General features: G+C 49.0%; 9 protein-coding genes. 6 read left to right on the forward strand and 3 right to left on the reverse strand.

From position 1 onward, the window contains the following. Nucleotides 1-67 precede the first annotated feature (67 nt). On the forward strand, nucleotides 68-2,038 hold the full coding sequence (locus tag IM638_01180) for a glycosyltransferase family 39 protein (GenBank protein ID MCA6361625.1): 1,971 nt from the start codon (nucleotides 68-70) through the stop codon (nucleotides 2,036-2,038). Between the two features lie 46 nt (nucleotides 2,039-2,084). Here IM638_01180 and IM638_01185 read toward each other — a convergent pair whose 3' ends face one another. Next, complete coding sequence (locus tag IM638_01185) at nucleotides 2,085-3,668, reverse strand: T9SS type A sorting domain-containing protein (protein ID MCA6361626.1); 1,584 nt, start codon at nucleotides 3,666-3,668, stop codon at nucleotides 2,085-2,087. A gap of 227 nt (nucleotides 3,669-3,895) precedes the next feature. Here IM638_01185 and IM638_01190 point away from each other — a divergent pair, with 227 nt between their 5' ends. From IM638_01190 to IM638_01205, 4 genes are all read left to right on the forward strand, one after another. Beyond that, a complete protein-coding gene (locus IM638_01190) occupies nucleotides 3,896-4,906 on the forward strand; it encodes an NAD(P)H-dependent glycerol-3-phosphate dehydrogenase (GenBank protein ID MCA6361627.1) in 1,011 nt (336 codons plus the stop codon). A gap of 5 nt (nucleotides 4,907-4,911) precedes the next feature. After that, the gene (locus IM638_01195) at nucleotides 4,912-6,324 is read left to right on the forward strand and encodes a hypothetical protein (protein ID MCA6361628.1); all 1,413 of its coding nucleotides are present in this window, start codon (nucleotides 4,912-4,914) and stop codon (nucleotides 6,322-6,324) included. A gap of 116 nt (nucleotides 6,325-6,440) precedes the next feature. Continuing rightward, a complete protein-coding gene (locus tag IM638_01200; protein MCA6361629.1) occupies nucleotides 6,441-7,994 on the forward strand; it encodes an aldehyde dehydrogenase family protein in 1,554 nt (517 codons plus the stop codon). 146 nt (nucleotides 7,995-8,140) lie between these two features. Beyond that, nucleotides 8,141-9,397 (forward strand): TlpA family protein disulfide reductase, encoded by a 1,257-nt coding sequence (locus tag IM638_01205; protein ID MCA6361630.1) that lies wholly within the window; start codon nucleotides 8,141-8,143, stop codon nucleotides 9,395-9,397. Between the two features lie 14 nt (nucleotides 9,398-9,411). On the opposite strand, the gene IM638_01210 is transcribed toward IM638_01205, so the two are convergent. Then, nucleotides 9,412-11,589 (reverse strand): hypothetical protein, encoded by a 2,178-nt coding sequence (locus tag IM638_01210; GenBank protein ID MCA6361631.1) that lies wholly within the window; start codon nucleotides 11,587-11,589, stop codon nucleotides 9,412-9,414. Between the two features lie 185 nt (nucleotides 11,590-11,774). On the opposite strand from IM638_01210, the gene IM638_01215 reads away from it, so the two are divergent. Next, the gene (locus tag IM638_01215; GenBank protein MCA6361632.1) at nucleotides 11,775-12,269 is read left to right on the forward strand and encodes a hypothetical protein; all 495 of its coding nucleotides are present in this window, start codon (nucleotides 11,775-11,777) and stop codon (nucleotides 12,267-12,269) included. Nucleotides 12,270-12,342: 73 nt separating this feature from the next. Here IM638_01215 and IM638_01220 read toward each other — a convergent pair whose 3' ends face one another. After that, a complete protein-coding gene (locus tag IM638_01220) occupies nucleotides 12,343-15,579 on the reverse strand; it encodes a T9SS type A sorting domain-containing protein (protein MCA6361633.1) in 3,237 nt (1,078 codons plus the stop codon). Nucleotides 15,580-15,661 lie beyond the last annotated feature (82 nt).

Raw genomic sequence — 15,661 nt, forward strand, 5'->3', positions numbered from 1 at the left:
GCGAAATTACAGGTTTTGGCGCGTTTGACCGACAGAAATTGCGGAGTTCCTGTTATCTTTCGCTCCAATGATTCGCAGCACCGAACAGCCGCGCCATGAGCGCAGTTTTCTGCTGGCACTGGGCGTAATTACGCTTGGCGGCCTGCTGCTCAGGCTGCGCGGCCTTGGCAGCGAATCGTTCACAGCCGATGAAATGTATTCACTCATCTGCACGCGCGAGTCAGCCAGCCCCGCCGATCTTATTTCCAGCTGGGTAGCGCGCGACGGTCATCCGCCGCTTTCGTACCTCATCGAATATTTCTGGCAGCGGCTGTTTGGTACGGGCGTATTTGCTTTGCGTTTACCCTTTGCGCTTATGGGTGCGGCGGCGGTGTGGTGGACAGGTCGTACAGCTGCGCGGCTTTTCAGCTCGGGTACCGGACTTGCGGCTGCGGCGGCAATGGCTTTTTTGCAGCTTCCGCTCATGTACAGCCAGCTTACACGACCGTATGCGACAGGTGTGTTTTTTGCGGCTTTGCTGGTGTGGGCGTGGGTGCGTGTGCTTACCGATAAGAAGCCGCATATTGGCTGGTATGCCGTGTTTGTGCTGGCTGCGGCCGGCGCGGCGTATTCACATTTTTTCAGTTTGTTTTTTGCCGCGCTGGTGGGTGCAAGCGGATTGTTTTTCCGCGCTGGCCGCACATGGAAATATCTGCTTGCATGTGTGCTGGCGGCCTTGCTGTTTGTGCCGTATCTCGGCATATTTTTCGGGCAACTGAATACGGGTGGCATTGGTGCGGCATCAGGCGGCTGGCTGGCGGTTCCCACACCTTCGTTTTTTGGCGAACATATTTTTGTAGTGTTCAATCGTTCCTACGGGTTGCTGTGGCTGAGCCTTGCGCTCATTGCTGTTTCTGCCGTAATCTTTTTCCGTCGCCGGTCAAAATGGCAATTGTTCATGCTGTTGTGGTTTACTGCGCCGCTGCTTACGGGCTATTTTTATTCGGTAATGCGCAATCCGGTTTTACAGCATTCAGTGTTGCTTTTTTCATTGCCGGCATTGTTCATGCTGCTTTTCAGCTGGTTGCCGCCAGTGCACGAAAGGCTTGTGAACTGGAGTTTCCCGGCTGTGTTTGCAGTAACGTTTGCCGGTTACGTAACGGTGTGGAAACCGTTTCATCTTACCGATCATTTTGGCCGTTTGTGTGAGATAGCAGAAGTAACCCGCGAAACTGAAAAACAGTTTGGCGCAGCCAATGTAGCATGCGCATTTAATGTCGATTTCGACTATTTTCTCGGATACTATTGGGACCAAACCGGCAAACCACGCGAGGTGCTGAGCATGATGAACAATGGCGATAATGAATTACGCACCTTCAAACGGCAACTCGAAAAAACAACCGGCGATTATTTTGTGTACGGCTGGAGCACGCGTTACTCGCCCCCCGAAATGCTGCTCATCATTCAGGCCAGATATCCGCACCTGATTCGCTGTGAGCGCTGGTTTAACTCAGCCGTGTACGTATTCTCTCGAAACAACATGCACAAAGCCATTGAAGGTGAAACACCGTTCAGCACAAACACCAGCTTTACTTCTGCACAAAACGGATGGAATGCCGCCGATGAGAAATTCTTACACACTGATTCGGCTTCGCAAACGCGTTACCTGTTGCTCGACAGTACAAACCAGTTTTCGCCATCGTGGAAGGGGAACGTGCAGCAACTCATCCAAAATGCCGATCAGCGCATTGATGTGGCTGCAACCATTCAGCTAAGCGATACAAATGCTAACGCCATACTCGTGGTGCAGATTAACCGCAACGGAAAGCAGCTTTTCTGGAATGGCCGCGCATCGCGCACGCAGTATTTACCCGAGCAGGCAGGGCAGTGGCAAACAGTTTATTATGGCTGGTATCCGCCCGATGAACTGAAGCTGAATGATGAAGTGATTGTATATGTGTATTCAGAAAACGGATTACCGGTGAAAGTGGCAGATGTGAAAGTGACAGGAAGTAAAGGGCATCCGGGTATTTATGGGGTGAGGAATGGTTTTGAGTAGCGTTGTTAGTTGAATTAATCGCAAAAACAGACAGGTTAGTTCAGCATTATTTCATAACGGTTAATTTCTTTGTTTCGAGATGTTCGTCGCAATCAATAGTAATCAAGTATATACCTTTTGGTATCCCAACAAGACTGATAGTTGCTGTTTGTTGTCCGTAATATGTTTCGTTGATTAATTCGCGTCCTGACAAATCAATTATTTTGATAGTTAAATTAAAAAATGGCAGATGAGGTTTTATGGTTAACACATTTTCAGCAGGGTTTGGGAAGATGTTTATTTTTCCGCATTCGTTAGCTAAATGACCTGTACTCAAAATTGTAGATGTTGTATCCCTGTATTTTGAAGTTCGGTAGGCATAATTATTTTGACTCACAAATGAATTCCCCGTAACGTAAATATCGTAGTTGCTTATATCTAACTCTACGGCGTTCTTATAATAATTTTGCGATATTGTTTGACTCCATTGAATACTGCCTGAATTACTGAACTTATGAATTTTAGTTGGTTCGCAAACATAAAAGTGTGAACTGCTGCCAGTAATTAATGTATGTGGAAATGAGCTTCCTATTGGAGATGTATATTGATTTGTCCATAAAATATTCCCATACGGGTCAAACATTACTGTGAGAAGATCACTTATGCTGTTTGTGGATACCGCAGCGGTTCCTGTTAATATCACATTCCCAAGGTTATCAGTTGAAATGGCCTTTGGATGACAGTCTAATCCTTGGATTCCGAAACTTCTATTTATGACAATTGTTCCAGCAGTATCAATTTGCAGATAATGATATTCATATTCTCCCGACCGGAATCCTGATAAGCATGCATAGACCTGCTCGGTATTTTCATCAAAGAAAAAATTATTGACAATTGAAGTTAGGTGTTGTGATGAATTATATACGATTTGCCAAATTCGAACTCCTGTTGGGGAATAATGAAAAAAACAAGCAGGGCCTTCACTGCTTGATAAAATATATATACTTCCACCGACAAGAGTAACACAATGTTTTTTATCAATATACAATCCCAACGGATATGAGCCGACATTAACATTTCGGGTATCACTCCAGATTATTGTGCCGCCTGACAGGGAAACAGCAGCCAGATAAAAATCATTAACTCCTTGATTTCCTGACGAGCAGGCGATGTAAATAGTTTGGAGAGAGTTATCAACTTTCAGGAAACATTCTGTGAAACCAATACTAATTGTTTTACCAGGGTGTATTGATGACCATTGTTGAACTCCTGCCTGATTATATTTATAAAGAATAGTTATCCACGCTGAGCCCGCCCAAGCATATCCTGCAACATATACGTTATCAGCAGAATCTGTTTCAATTGCAATTAACTTTTCCATGCAACAGTTAAATGCAGTAGTTATTCGCTGCTGCCATAGTATGGTGCCAAGAGAATCATATTTACATACATAAAAACCATCTAGCAAGGCTGTTGTTGAGAAATATCCACATGAATATACAGCATTGTTGAATGCTTTTTTGATTGCATAACCCTGAAAGTTGTTTGTAGATTGCAATGGATTGTGAGCCCTTGACCACTCCTGTACAAGTTGTGCATTTAATGAACCTGATAGAAGAATAAATACAAAATAAGACAAGAGGGTTTTCATAGATTACTGCATTTATTGGGGTTTATATTATAGATGAATATACTCATTGAATGCTAATCTTATTCCAAGTTTACACATGTTTTTGCAAACTTAGAATGTTCTGAGCAGTTCTGAAATGTTTTGTATGTCTCTTGATATGGAACTGATTAGCTACTTCGTGTCGCAACCGTCGGGATTGGCATCTAGATATGAACAATATGCTTTTATAATTTCCTATCTTCGCCAGCATGAGTAAACGCATTGCAGTAATTGGAGGCGGAAGCTGGGCCACTGCCATTGTTAAAATGCTCTGCGACGAATCAGCAGGGGCTGTGGCGGGTGAAACGATTACGTGGTGGATTCGTAGTCAAGAAACCATTGACTATATTACCCGCTACCGTCATAACCCGCGCTACCTGAGTTCGGTAGAGTTGAAACTGACTCTGATTGAGTTGCAGCACAGCCTTAAAGCAGTAGTAGAGCAATGCGATGTACTCATTATGGCAGTGCCCGCCGCATTTCTGGCCGAAGCACTTAGCGGCTTCACAAGCGAAGATTTTAAAGGCAAAGTAGTTTTTTCGGCCATCAAAGGTATTGTACCCGGCCCCAATCTGATTGTTGGCGAATATTTCAACCAGCAGTTTGATGTGCCGTATTCGCACATCGGCGTAATAACCGGGCCCTGCCACGCCGAAGAAGTGGCGCTCGAAAAACTTTCCTACCTCACGGTGGCTTCGCAGTCGGCCGAATTTGCGCAGCTTGTGGCTGATCGTATCCGCTGCCGCTACATCCGCGCCAGTGTGAGTGATGACATTTACGGCACTGAATACGCCGCCGTGCTTAAAAACGTGTTTGCCATTGCCAGCGGCATTTGCCACGGACTGGGCTACGGCGATAACTTTCAGGCGGTGCTTATTTCCAACGCCATTCAGGAAATTTCGCGCTTTGTGGACGCTGTGCACCCGATTGACCGCGACATCAAAAGCACGGCTTACCTCGGCGATTTACTGGTTACGGCCTACTCACAGTTTAGCCGCAACCGTATGTTTGGTGCCATGGTAGGCAAAGGCTACTCGGTAAAAATGGCCCAGCTCGAAATGAACATGGTGGCCGAAGGTTACTACGCCGTAAAATGTGTACATGAAATAAACTCGCGCTACGGTGTACACATGCCCATTACCGAAGCCGTGTACCGCATACTGTACGAAAAAATGTCGCCAGCCATAGAAATCCGGCTGCTCTGCGACAAACTCAACTAAGCGCCATGATGCAGTTGCTTACCACCAACCCGCACAGGCGTTACCTGCTTTTTTCACATTTGTACTTTGTGCTGGCCGCCGTGCTGGCTATTGTCTTTTATCGCGAACGCATTCAAAGTGATTCGGCTTACTATCTCTTTCATGTAGCTGATACCGAAAACTTCCGCATCGAGCATCAGCGTTATATTCTTGCCTTTTCACAATTTCTCCCGCTTATTGGCATAAAACTCGGATTGGGGATGAAAGCAGTAATGATACTTTACTCGCTTAATCCCATACTCTGGTTTTATCTGTTGTTTCTGTACTGCGTATTTTTTCTGCGCGATAAAACGGCCGGCTCGTCCATCATTCTGGTAAGCGTACTGGGTGTGGTGCACATGTTTTTTTGTCCGATGTATGAAATCTGGTACGGCTCGGCGCTGCTGATACTGGTGCGTTCGCACCTTTATTACAACCGCATACAACGCGGGCACGAACTACTTTTTTTTCTCGGCATTACGATCACGGTTCTGTTCAGTCATCCGCTGCTGATTATTCCGCTGGTGTATCTGCTTTTGCTTGATGCGCTTGAAAAATGGTGGCTGCATTGGAAACAACTGCTCGCGGTAATGCTGGTATTTGCCATTTGGTATGCCATCAAAAAACTCATGCTCAGCGAATACGAAAGTGGTAAATTTTCGCTGCTCGATTTCAGCTGGAACAAGGCTTACCAGTCGCTCAGCGATGCCGGTTATCTCTGGCTGCGGCTGAAGTATATTTTTACTTATTACACCGTGCCGCTGTTTATGGTCATTATAACCTCCGCATTTTATCTGATGCGTGGCATGCGGTTGCGGCTTCTTTTGCTTAATGCGTTTTTCTGGGGGCATATTCTCATTATTAATATTACGCATTACCACCCTGATTTTCCGCAAACGCTGTATTACGAGCGCATGTACATGCCGCTGGTAACTATTGCACTGCTGCCGTTTATGTATGATGTGTTTACACAAATACTTCTGACCAACAGTTTGGGCGGCATACTGATTGCACTGGTAACAGGCTGGCGTTGCTGGATATTTGTGCAAACCGCACCGCATTATACCTTGTATCTGGCCAAAACCGATATGGCCATAAAGGCTGCGCAGCAGGCCGGAGGCAGCAAATTTGTGCTCAGCCCGCTGCTCTGGAAAGGCGCTTTCGAGCATGCCGAATGGTCGTTTCCGATGGAAACCATGCTGTATTCGTCGTTTGACGGGCCAGATAAGGTGGTGTCCATCGCTTTACCCGAAGATTTTATACATGAAGACAATGCCCGGAAAGTAACCGACGGCATTATCATGGTTCGCCGTTGGGATCTCAGGCCCGACAATGGTGTGAATCCGCGCTATTTCCGCATACAGAAAGGTCCTTACCGCCGGCTCGACCGATTAAATTAAGCAGGGGTGTTTTGAGGAGTCGCGTTTCGGGTCTTGTGTGGCAAAAATCACATTACAGCCCGGCAGAATTGCCTAACTTTGCACTCCTTCATTTGTGAAATTTCACATAAACAACCATGTCGAACGTACTTACAGACAATTACGGCATTGCAGAAGCGCTTGAACAGCTTGGCATCCGCGAAATGAACTACGGCGCCTCTACCGGCGTGCAGCACTGGATTACTTCCGGTCCCCGCATTGATTCATACTCTCCTGCCGACGGGCAGCTTATTGGCAGCGTAAATCAGGCCACAGCCGAGGATTACGAAAAGGTAATGCAGGCCGCCGAGGCTGCATTTCCCGTATGGCGCATGATGCCTGCGCCCAAGCGTGGTGAAATTGTTCGCCAGATGGGCGAGGAATTCCGCCGCCACAAAGAAGCCCTGGGCAAACTCGTTTCTTACGAAATGGGCAAAAGCCTGCAGGAGGGCCTTGGTGAGGTGCAGGAAATTATCGACATCTGCGATTTTGCCGTGGGTCTTTCGCGCCAGTTGTATGGCCTTACCATGCACAGCGAGCGTCCGCGTCACCGTATGTATGAGCAATGGCATCCGCTGGGCATTGTGGGTGTTATTTCGGCGTTCAACTTCCCGGTAGCGGTGTGGAGCTGGAACACCATGCTGGCATGGGTTTGCGGCGATGTATGTGTGTGGAAGCCTTCTTCCAAAACACCGCTTTGCGCTGTAGCCTGCCAGAACATTATTACCGGCGTATTGCGCCGCAACAATGTGCCCGAAGGGGTAAGCGGCGTGCTCATCGGCAATCCCGTTGGCGATCTGATGAACAACGACAAGCGCGTGCCGCTCATTTCATTTACCGGTTCAACCCGTATTGGACGCATTGTGGCTGCGGCAACCGCACAACGCTTTGCGCGCAGCATTCTGGAACTCGGTGGCAACAATGCGATCATCGTTTCACAGCATGCTGATCTGAACATGGTGCTTGTGGGCGCTGTGTTTGGTGCAGTGGGTACAGCCGGTCAGCGTTGCACCACCACCCGCCGCCTCATCATTCACGAAAGCATTTACGATAAAACACTGAGCGTGCTGAAAAATGCTTACGGCCAGCTCAAAATCGGCAATCCGCTTGATGCAGCCAACCACGTAGGCCCGCTCATCGACAAAAAAGCGGTGGAAGATTACCTTAACGCCATTGCCAAAGCCAAAACCGAAGGCGGCAAAGAAGTGGTTGAAGGCGGCGTACTCAGCGGCGAAGGTTACGAAAGCGGCTGCTATGTAAAACCCTGCATCATTGAGGCAAAGAACGAATTCCACATTGTACAGGAAGAAACCTTTGCCCCCATTCTGTATGTAATGAAGTACAGCACCATTGAGGAAGCCATTGCCATGCAAAACGGCGTTCCGCAGGGCCTTTCTTCATCCATTTTCACCACCAACATGCGCGAAATGGAAACCTTCCTCTCGCACGAAGGTTCAGACTGCGGCATTGCCAACGTAAACATCGGTACATCCGGTGCCGAAATCGGCGGTGCTTTCGGTGGTGAAAAAGAAACCGGCGGCGGCCGCGAATCAGGCTCTGATGCCTGGAAAGCCTACATGCGCCGTCAAACCAATACCATCAACTACAGCACCACGCTTCCGCTGGCGCAGGGTATTCAGTTTAATTTCTGAGTTAGCGAATCCAGTACTTTCTGCCACAACCAACTTATGTAGGTTGTGGCAGTTGTTTTATGTTAATAACATCACGCTCAAAACAGCAACCCAAATCATCAAAACCAAGTATATACAAAGTACCTCTGCGCTTTAACCGAGAATTTATGAAAGTGAAAAAAAGAAACGCGCTGACACTCCTGCTTGCCTGTAATTTGTGGGCACTTACCATTTTTGCACAGCAGCCTGAATTACTCAAGCCCGGTTTGTGGCGCGGGGTGCTGAAGCTGAATGACACAACTGATTTACCCTTTTCGTTTTCGGTAGTGCCGGGTGCGAAACCACAACTGATTATCACCAACGGCGAGGAGCGTATTTTCGCCGAGCAGCTTAGCATTACTGCCGATTCGGTAACCTGGCGTATGCCGGTGTTTGATTCCGGCTTCAGGTGCAGGCGCGACAGCGCCACGTCGTTTCACGGCATCTGGGTAAACCGCAACGGCAAAAATCCGGTGAATGTGCCTTTCCGTGCCGTACACGGGCAGGTGCGTTTCCCGATTGAGAAGCCGGGCTTTCGCGGAGCAACCATAGACGGGCGCTGGAGCACGATGTTTTCGCCGGGTACTGCCGACAGTACGGTTGCTGTGGGCGTTTTTACCACCACGCCTCGCGGTGTAATCGGCACTTTCCTCACCGAAACCGGCGATTACCGCTACCTGCAGGGCGATTTTGTGAAGGCCGACGTGTTTAAACTCTCGTGTTTCGACGGTGCACACGCATTCCTTTTCCGCGCGCAGATTTTGCCCGATGGCACCATCAGCGGCCGCTTCTGGTCGGGGAATACGTGGACAGAACCGTGGACTGCCTACCGGAACGACAGTGTACAGCTGCGAAATCCCGAGCAACTGACCTGGATAAAAGACAGCAGCAAAATCGGCTTCACTTTCCGCGATTTAAACGGCAATCCGGTTTCGCTCAGCGACCCGCGCTTTGAGGGGAAAGTAGTAGTGGTGCAGCTCATGGGATCGTGGTGCCCCAACTGCATGGACGAAACGCGCTGGCTGGCCGGCCTGCATAAAAAGTATGCAAATTCCGGCTTTGAAGTAGTAGCGCTTTGTTTCGAACGCACAGGCGATACAGCACGATCAAATGCCAACATACGCCGCATGAAAGCCAACCTCGCCGCCAATTACCTTTTCCTCAACACCGGGCTGAGCAGTAAAGCGCAGGCTTCAGCTGCGTTGCCGTTTCTTAATGGCGTAATGGCTTTCCCCACTACACTTTACATTGACCGCACCGGCAACGTGCGCAAAATACACACTGGTTTCAGCGGCCCCGGAACCGGAGCAGACTACGAAAGATTCACTGCTGAAATGAATATCTTCATTCAGCAGTTGCTGGCCGAAGGAGCAGCGAAAGAGTAGAGGGTAATAAACCGTCAGATATTCACCAGCGATGTTTCCTGATGTTTGGTGTCAAACAAATCGCAGCCAATTTTATACCCTAGTTCCCGGTAGGCTTCAAACTGCTTCTCATCAAAAAACTGATCGGCGGTTGACTGGTGCGGGAATTCGGGATGTACGCCTTTATAGCTGTACACATCGGTTGGCAGGTTTTTCACCATGGTCAGTTTGAGGTAATACAACGTGCCTTTTTTGCCCGAAGCGTAGTTGATGTCGGCCACAGCAAAACCGCGCTGCGCCAGTGCATATTTAGCTATGAATATTTTATTTGCACTGTCGGTTTCAGTTTCCGGAAGAAGATCGCTTAGCGGATATTCTTTTCTGAATTCAATCTCTGCGCCAAAATCAACACGCACTTTTTCTACGGCATTGGCCAGATCATCAAAGTTGAACAGCGGATCGGCGCCACCATCAGACACCACGATTACTGAAAGTTCGCGGCGGATGAGTTCGTAAATGCCCAGATTTTCGAAGTGACCACCGTCTGAAAGCTGAATGTTCCGGTTGGTTTCCTTCAGTCCCCAGCCAAAAAGCTGGCCGTTTAATCCGGGGACAAAAAAGTTGGGCGGCATTTTCCACGGTTTTTTGTTCGGATTGGTCATCCAGAAACCCAGTCTGATGTTGAGAATAATAAACATCACCGAAACAATGGTGTTTCGCGTGGCACCTTCGCCCGAAACACCGGCGTTGGGATTTACTGCCGCAGCCGATGTGGCCATAGCGGTAGCCAGTGAAACACGGCGACTGAAATGCCGGTGCGTTTTATCGGTTTTGCACCAGCCGGTGGCGCTGCTGCCGCAGAAAAGTGGCGAAAGCACAAAGTTGTCGCCCCCCCGGCTTCTGAATTTTACTGTCTCCGAGTTTGCCAGAATGAGGTTGGTATTGATGAGGTGATAGGGCTTTTTGTTTTTGCCCTGACACATATCCTCAAGCAGCGTTTTATCGGCCGAAATGGCGGGTTGCCATTTATTTTCCTTCACGGCATCAGGCTCCGGCATAAATGTTTCCATTAAACGGTTACGCCAGATGCGGCTGGGCGAAATGAGGTTGAGGTTTACAAACACACCAAAGAAGAACGAAAGAAGTAAAAGACTGCCGCTGAAAATAACGGGCCAGAAAAACCGCACTCCGCTGATGCTAACCGACTGCCCGAAGGCAATGCCTTTTTGACCGAGGAGGTAGGCAATAAAAGTAAGTCCGTAAATCAGCGAAAATGCCCCCAGATAGACCATTGTACCGGATATTGCACCTGAACTCTTATCGTGTTTCTGTGCTTTCCAGTATTGCCAGATACTTACAAGGATACCAAACGATGTAGAACCACCCGCAAGCATCAGGCCTCCGCCCGAATTATTCAAATCATCAATCTGAAGGTGAATAAACGGGATCAATCCAAATAACAGAAACAATAGAATAATCTTCCACAGCAAACCTGCCAGGCGTTGTGTGGTGATAAAATATTTGTATTTCGTTTCAGGACTTTTTTTGCTGCCAAACTTGGTGTAAAGGGAATAGTACATATTTAACAGAAGATATACACCGGTTAGGAGCATCGCAAGGGGTACAAAAATACCTTCGCCGCCAAACGATTCACGGGGAAGGCCAAGCAGTTCGCCAAAGTATCTGGTATCAAATGCCGATACGGCCACTAATATCCCCATGATCGATACAAACAAAAGCATGTAAACCAGCAGCGACATGAAAATGCTGCGTACAGCCACACTTGCTACGGAGAGCAATCCCAGTTTGTCGGGTGTAAGATAATTGCTGTGCAGGCGTATATAATCAAGTCGTTTATTCCGCTCAGGATTATCACGTTTATTTCCCTGAGCGTCTTTATGCCCCAGCGGAAAATTTTCGGGCGTGGTGCCTGCGTTGTCTTTTTCCTGATGCAAGGCCCATGTAAGTGCCGTGCCCAGATAACCACCACCGGACACGGTTGACATGTAGTGCATTTTTTCGAGTTTCCGGTGTTTTACCATTGCCTGCATAACACCCATACCGAAAGAAGCCGAGCGGATGCCTCCGCCCGAAAATGCAATGCCATAAAGTGGCTCGTCGGTGCTCGAAGTCAGGTATTGTTTTTCTTCATGCAGTACCTCATGAAAATCATCAAGGGATGCAGAGCCGGGCTTTTGTTCGCTGTATGTCACGGTGTAGTGGTTTCTGGCTAAAGTATAAATTGATTCAGCAATTCATACAAGCTGCAACGTTTTTCGTGTGTAAAACCGGGAATTATACCCGTTTTTTGAGCAATGAGTTTTTCAACAGAAATAGTTTACACGGTCATATGTTATTTAACATTTGTCTTTTACCTTGCAGATTAAAATCAACGCAAATGGAACCGGTACACATTCACCTCATTGTAACACACTTTCCCATTATCGCTTCATTCCTTGGCGCCGTGGTGCTGGTGTGGGGAATGCTTTACAAATCAAAACCCACGCAAACAATAGCACTGCTTATTCTGGTTGCCTCGGCTGTAGGTGCGGCGATTTCTAATTTTACCGGCGAGGCCGCCGAAGAAGTGGCTGAGCGCATTGCCGGTGTGTCACACAGTGTGATCCATGAACATGAAGAAGCGGCTGAGCTTGCTTTTGTGCTTCAGCTAGTAATGGGTGTGCTGGCGTTGGTTTCGCTTATTATGGCCTGGCGTAAATCGGCACTTACCCGTATTGCAACCATCGTAACCCTGCTGGTGGCGCTGGCTGCTTTTGTGTTTGTGGCCCGTGCCGGCTATTATGGCGGAATGATTCGTCACCCCGAAGCCACCGGGCAACTCCAGCCTGCAGCCGCCGGTGCGGAACATGACGAGCCTGAATCTGAACATTAACCACGTTTGTCTATAAAGCAAAACAGCCGGTAAATCGTAAGACTTACCGGCTGTTTATATAAATGCACAGTGTTTACTCTTTCACCACTTTCTGAATCAGCATACCCTCGCCGCGTGTAATGCGCAGCATATACATACCGGCAGGCAGCATGGAAGTGTCAATTGTTTCCCGCTCGCGGGTGGCTTGTGTGCGCATTACGCTGCGGCCAAGCGCATCAGTAAGTTCAAGCTGATCGCCTGCTGCAGCACCCTCAACCACAAACTGGTCGCGGAACGGATTGGGATAAATGCTTACGCCTGCCAGTGTGTTTTCGCCAATGCCTACACAGGCATTTACGGTGTAAAGCACATAGGCCGTGTCTGAACATCCGCTGGCATTGGTGTAGGAATAACCAATATTAAACGTACCCACACCCGACACCGAAGGCGAGAACTGTCCGCCCGACACGCCGGGGCCAAAGTAATTGCCGCCTGCAGGCAGGCCGCCGGTAATTGTGCGCGGACCATCGGTTACACACAACACAGCCGGTGAGTTAAAAATTACGTTGGGCGAAGGCGCCACAGTAAGTGTAATTTGTGTTTGCCCCGAACAGTTGAATACATCTGAGCCCGTTACCGTGTACGTAGTTGTAGAGGCTGGTGTAACTACCACGCTTTGTCCGCCAAGATTGCCCGGGTTCCAGATGTAGGTAAGTGCACCGGTGGCGCTAAGCACAACCTGTTCGCCCAAACACGCCACAGAGTCGCTGCTGGTGGCGGTGAGTACCGGCAACGGGTTTACCGTAAGTGTAAGCGTATCGTTATCCGAGCAGTTGTTGTTATCGGTTACCGTAAGCACGTAAGTTGTGGTGGCCGGTGGCGTTACCGTAATTGAACTGCTGATCTGGTTGCCGGGAAGCCAGGCATAGTTGTTTGCACCGCTTCCGTTAAGTGTAGCCGAACTTCCTGCACATACTACGGTTGATGATGTAGTAATTGCAGCCACCGGAGCCGGATTCACTACAAACTGTACCACGGCTGTACCTGTGCAGCCGGTATTCATATCGGTGTATGAATAGGTCACAGGAAATGTTCCGGGGCCGGTCAACGCCGGGTCGAAGGTGTTTGAAAAAATGCCGGGGCCTGTAATGACCACAGGTAAATTGGCAGGCGGACATACAATTGCAGTGTCGTTTGCGCACAGTGTTACGGTAGAAACACTTGGAGTAACCACAGGCAACGGTATGGCGGTTACATTCACCGTATCGCTCGACGGGCAACCGCCTGCGCTCACGCCATCTACTACATAGGCAATATTTTGTGTGGGCGTAACGGTAACTGTAGTGGAGGTTGAATTGAGCGGCGCCTGCCAGTTGTAGGAAGCCACACCGGTTGCAGTAAGTGTAAGCTGGTCGCCGGCGCACACGGTTGGTGCTGCAGGCGATACATGTACACGTGCAGTATCAACGGTAACGGTTATGGGTGTATTGTCCACACATCCGCCCGTGCCCCCCGCGCTCAGCGTGTAGGTAGTGGTAACGGCAGGAGAAACGTTAATTGCGTTGCCCGCCACGTTGCCGGGATTCCATGTATAGGAAAGCGCATTGCCAACCACACTCAGCAGTGTGGAGTTTCCTGCACATATATTGGTAATGCCTGCGGTATCCACGGCAAGCTGCACAATGCTGATGCTGTCTCTGCCAATGGTGCAGCCCGAACGGGCGGTAAGTGTAACGGTGCCAATTGCGTTTACGGCAGTTGACGCCGTATTGGCGCCGTTGCTCCAGAGTAAACTGTTATACGAGCCGGTTACCGAAAGCGTAGCCACTGCGCTTGTGCATTTGATGTAGCTTGAACCCTGATCAATGTTCACCGTGGCTGTGGGCTGGGCAATGGTAAAGTCGCTGTTGGAAAAGGTCACGTTGTTCAGGAAACGGAAATTGGCGATGTTAATCGGATCGTTGGCGGTGAAGATGCCTACCACTGATGCAATTTTATACTGGCCTGCAGCCGGTTCAAGTACTTCGCGTGCAAAGTGCGGATAAAAAGCGGCACCATTTAATGTGGGCTGGCAGGCCGTTACATCACGCACGGTGGTCCAGGTTTGTGCAGTTACATTATAACCGGCAATAAACAGGTTGGGTGTTTGATTGGGACTGCCTGCGGTATAAGCACTATTGTCGGCCCAGCCGAAGAAGATTTTTGTTCCATCAGCCGTGCGTGTAATTTGTGGCGCCATGTCCATGGTGGTATTGTTAGGCGCTACGCCCCAGGTGCCGCGTCCGGCCTGTACGTTGGCAATATCCACCGCATTCCAAAGTCCGCTGGTTTTGGTAATGTCATACATGTGGTGCCAGAGCCCGAAGAACACGGCGTAGGCATTGTTCCCGTTGCAGATGGTGGTGAGCAGGTGCGGTTCGCCGTTTGCATCAACCGTTAGCGCCGATTCGAATGCCGTGGTGGCAAAGTTGCCGACTGCAATATTACCGGTGATGCAGGGGTACTGGTTCAGGTCAACCTGCTCAGGTGCGCTCCAGGTGTTTCCGCCATCGGAGGTGCGCCAGAATACAGGATAGAACGAGTAGGGCGTGGGGCCCGGCGTAAGGTGCGTAAGCATTGATACCCAGCCGATCTGGCCGGAAGGATCAAACGCAATATGGTAATCGCCTACGTTGGGAAGGCCATTATACGCCACATTGAAGTTGGGGGTAAGCGTGGTGTTAACCGTCCACGAAATATCAGTGCCTGTCCACTGGCCTTTAAGGATGCGCAGGCCTGTGGCATTGGTGCCGTTCCACACCAGATCCACAGCCCAGAATACGCCGGGTGCGCCCGTTACATACGAGTGCGGAATAAGTGTTTGTGTAGTGGCTGCCTGGTTGTAGTTTTCGGTATTGCCTGTGCCGTTCAACTGGCGCACACCGTTTACATAGCCTGTCCAGGCCGAACCGGTAACTACAGGGGCATGGTATCCAATAAACGCATTGGAAGGCGTGGTATTGCCGGTAGGATTGTAGATTACCGCATTGGGATAACGTGCCGGAAGTGTAAGCAGCGGATTGACTACACCCTGATCGTTGGTCCAGGTATTTCCACCGTCGGTAGAAATATCATAGCGAAGATTTCCTGAACTTCCGCCAAATGAAGTAGCATTGTTGCGGTGAATAAATACAACAGTATTCAGGTTTTTGTTTGCTGCAACAGGTGTGGTACCGTTACGGATATTGGTAAACATGTTGGATGCGCTTCCGTTGGCCACGCCCGTGGCACATGGTTGTGCAGCCAGCATACTTCCCAAAAATAATGAGGAAAAGAGTAGGAGTTTTTTCATTTGCAGAGTATTAAGGTTAACAGCAATTTACAAGAAATAGCAACAGAAACTTGTATCAGGGCATATTAATTTCATGATTTTG

The sequence above is a fragment of the Bacteroidota bacterium genome, from assembly GCA_020402865.1.
Taxonomy (GTDB): Bacteria; Bacteroidota; Bacteroidia; order Palsa-965; family Palsa-965.

Excerpts from the sequence above, each read along its gene's own strand:
- IM638_01220 (MCA6361633.1), bottom strand. The coding sequence starts at position 15,579 with ATGAAAAAACTCCTACTCTTTTCCTCATTATTTTTGGGAAGTATGCTG.
- IM638_01190 (MCA6361627.1), top strand. The coding sequence starts at position 3,896 with ATGAGTAAACGCATTGCAGTAATTGGAGGCGGAAGCTGGGCCACTGCC.
- IM638_01180 (MCA6361625.1), top strand. The coding sequence starts at position 68 with ATGATTCGCAGCACCGAACAGCCGCGCCATGAGCGCAGTTTTCTGCTG.
- IM638_01215 (MCA6361632.1), top strand. The coding sequence starts at position 11,775 with ATGGAACCGGTACACATTCACCTCATTGTAACACACTTTCCCATTATC.
- IM638_01185 (MCA6361626.1), bottom strand. The coding sequence starts at position 3,668 with ATGAAAACCCTCTTGTCTTATTTTGTATTTATTCTTCTATCAGGTTCA.
- IM638_01195 (MCA6361628.1), top strand. The coding sequence starts at position 4,912 with ATGATGCAGTTGCTTACCACCAACCCGCACAGGCGTTACCTGCTTTTT.
- IM638_01205 (MCA6361630.1), top strand. The coding sequence starts at position 8,141 with ATGAAAGTGAAAAAAAGAAACGCGCTGACACTCCTGCTTGCCTGTAAT.
- IM638_01200 (MCA6361629.1), top strand. The coding sequence starts at position 6,441 with ATGTCGAACGTACTTACAGACAATTACGGCATTGCAGAAGCGCTTGAA.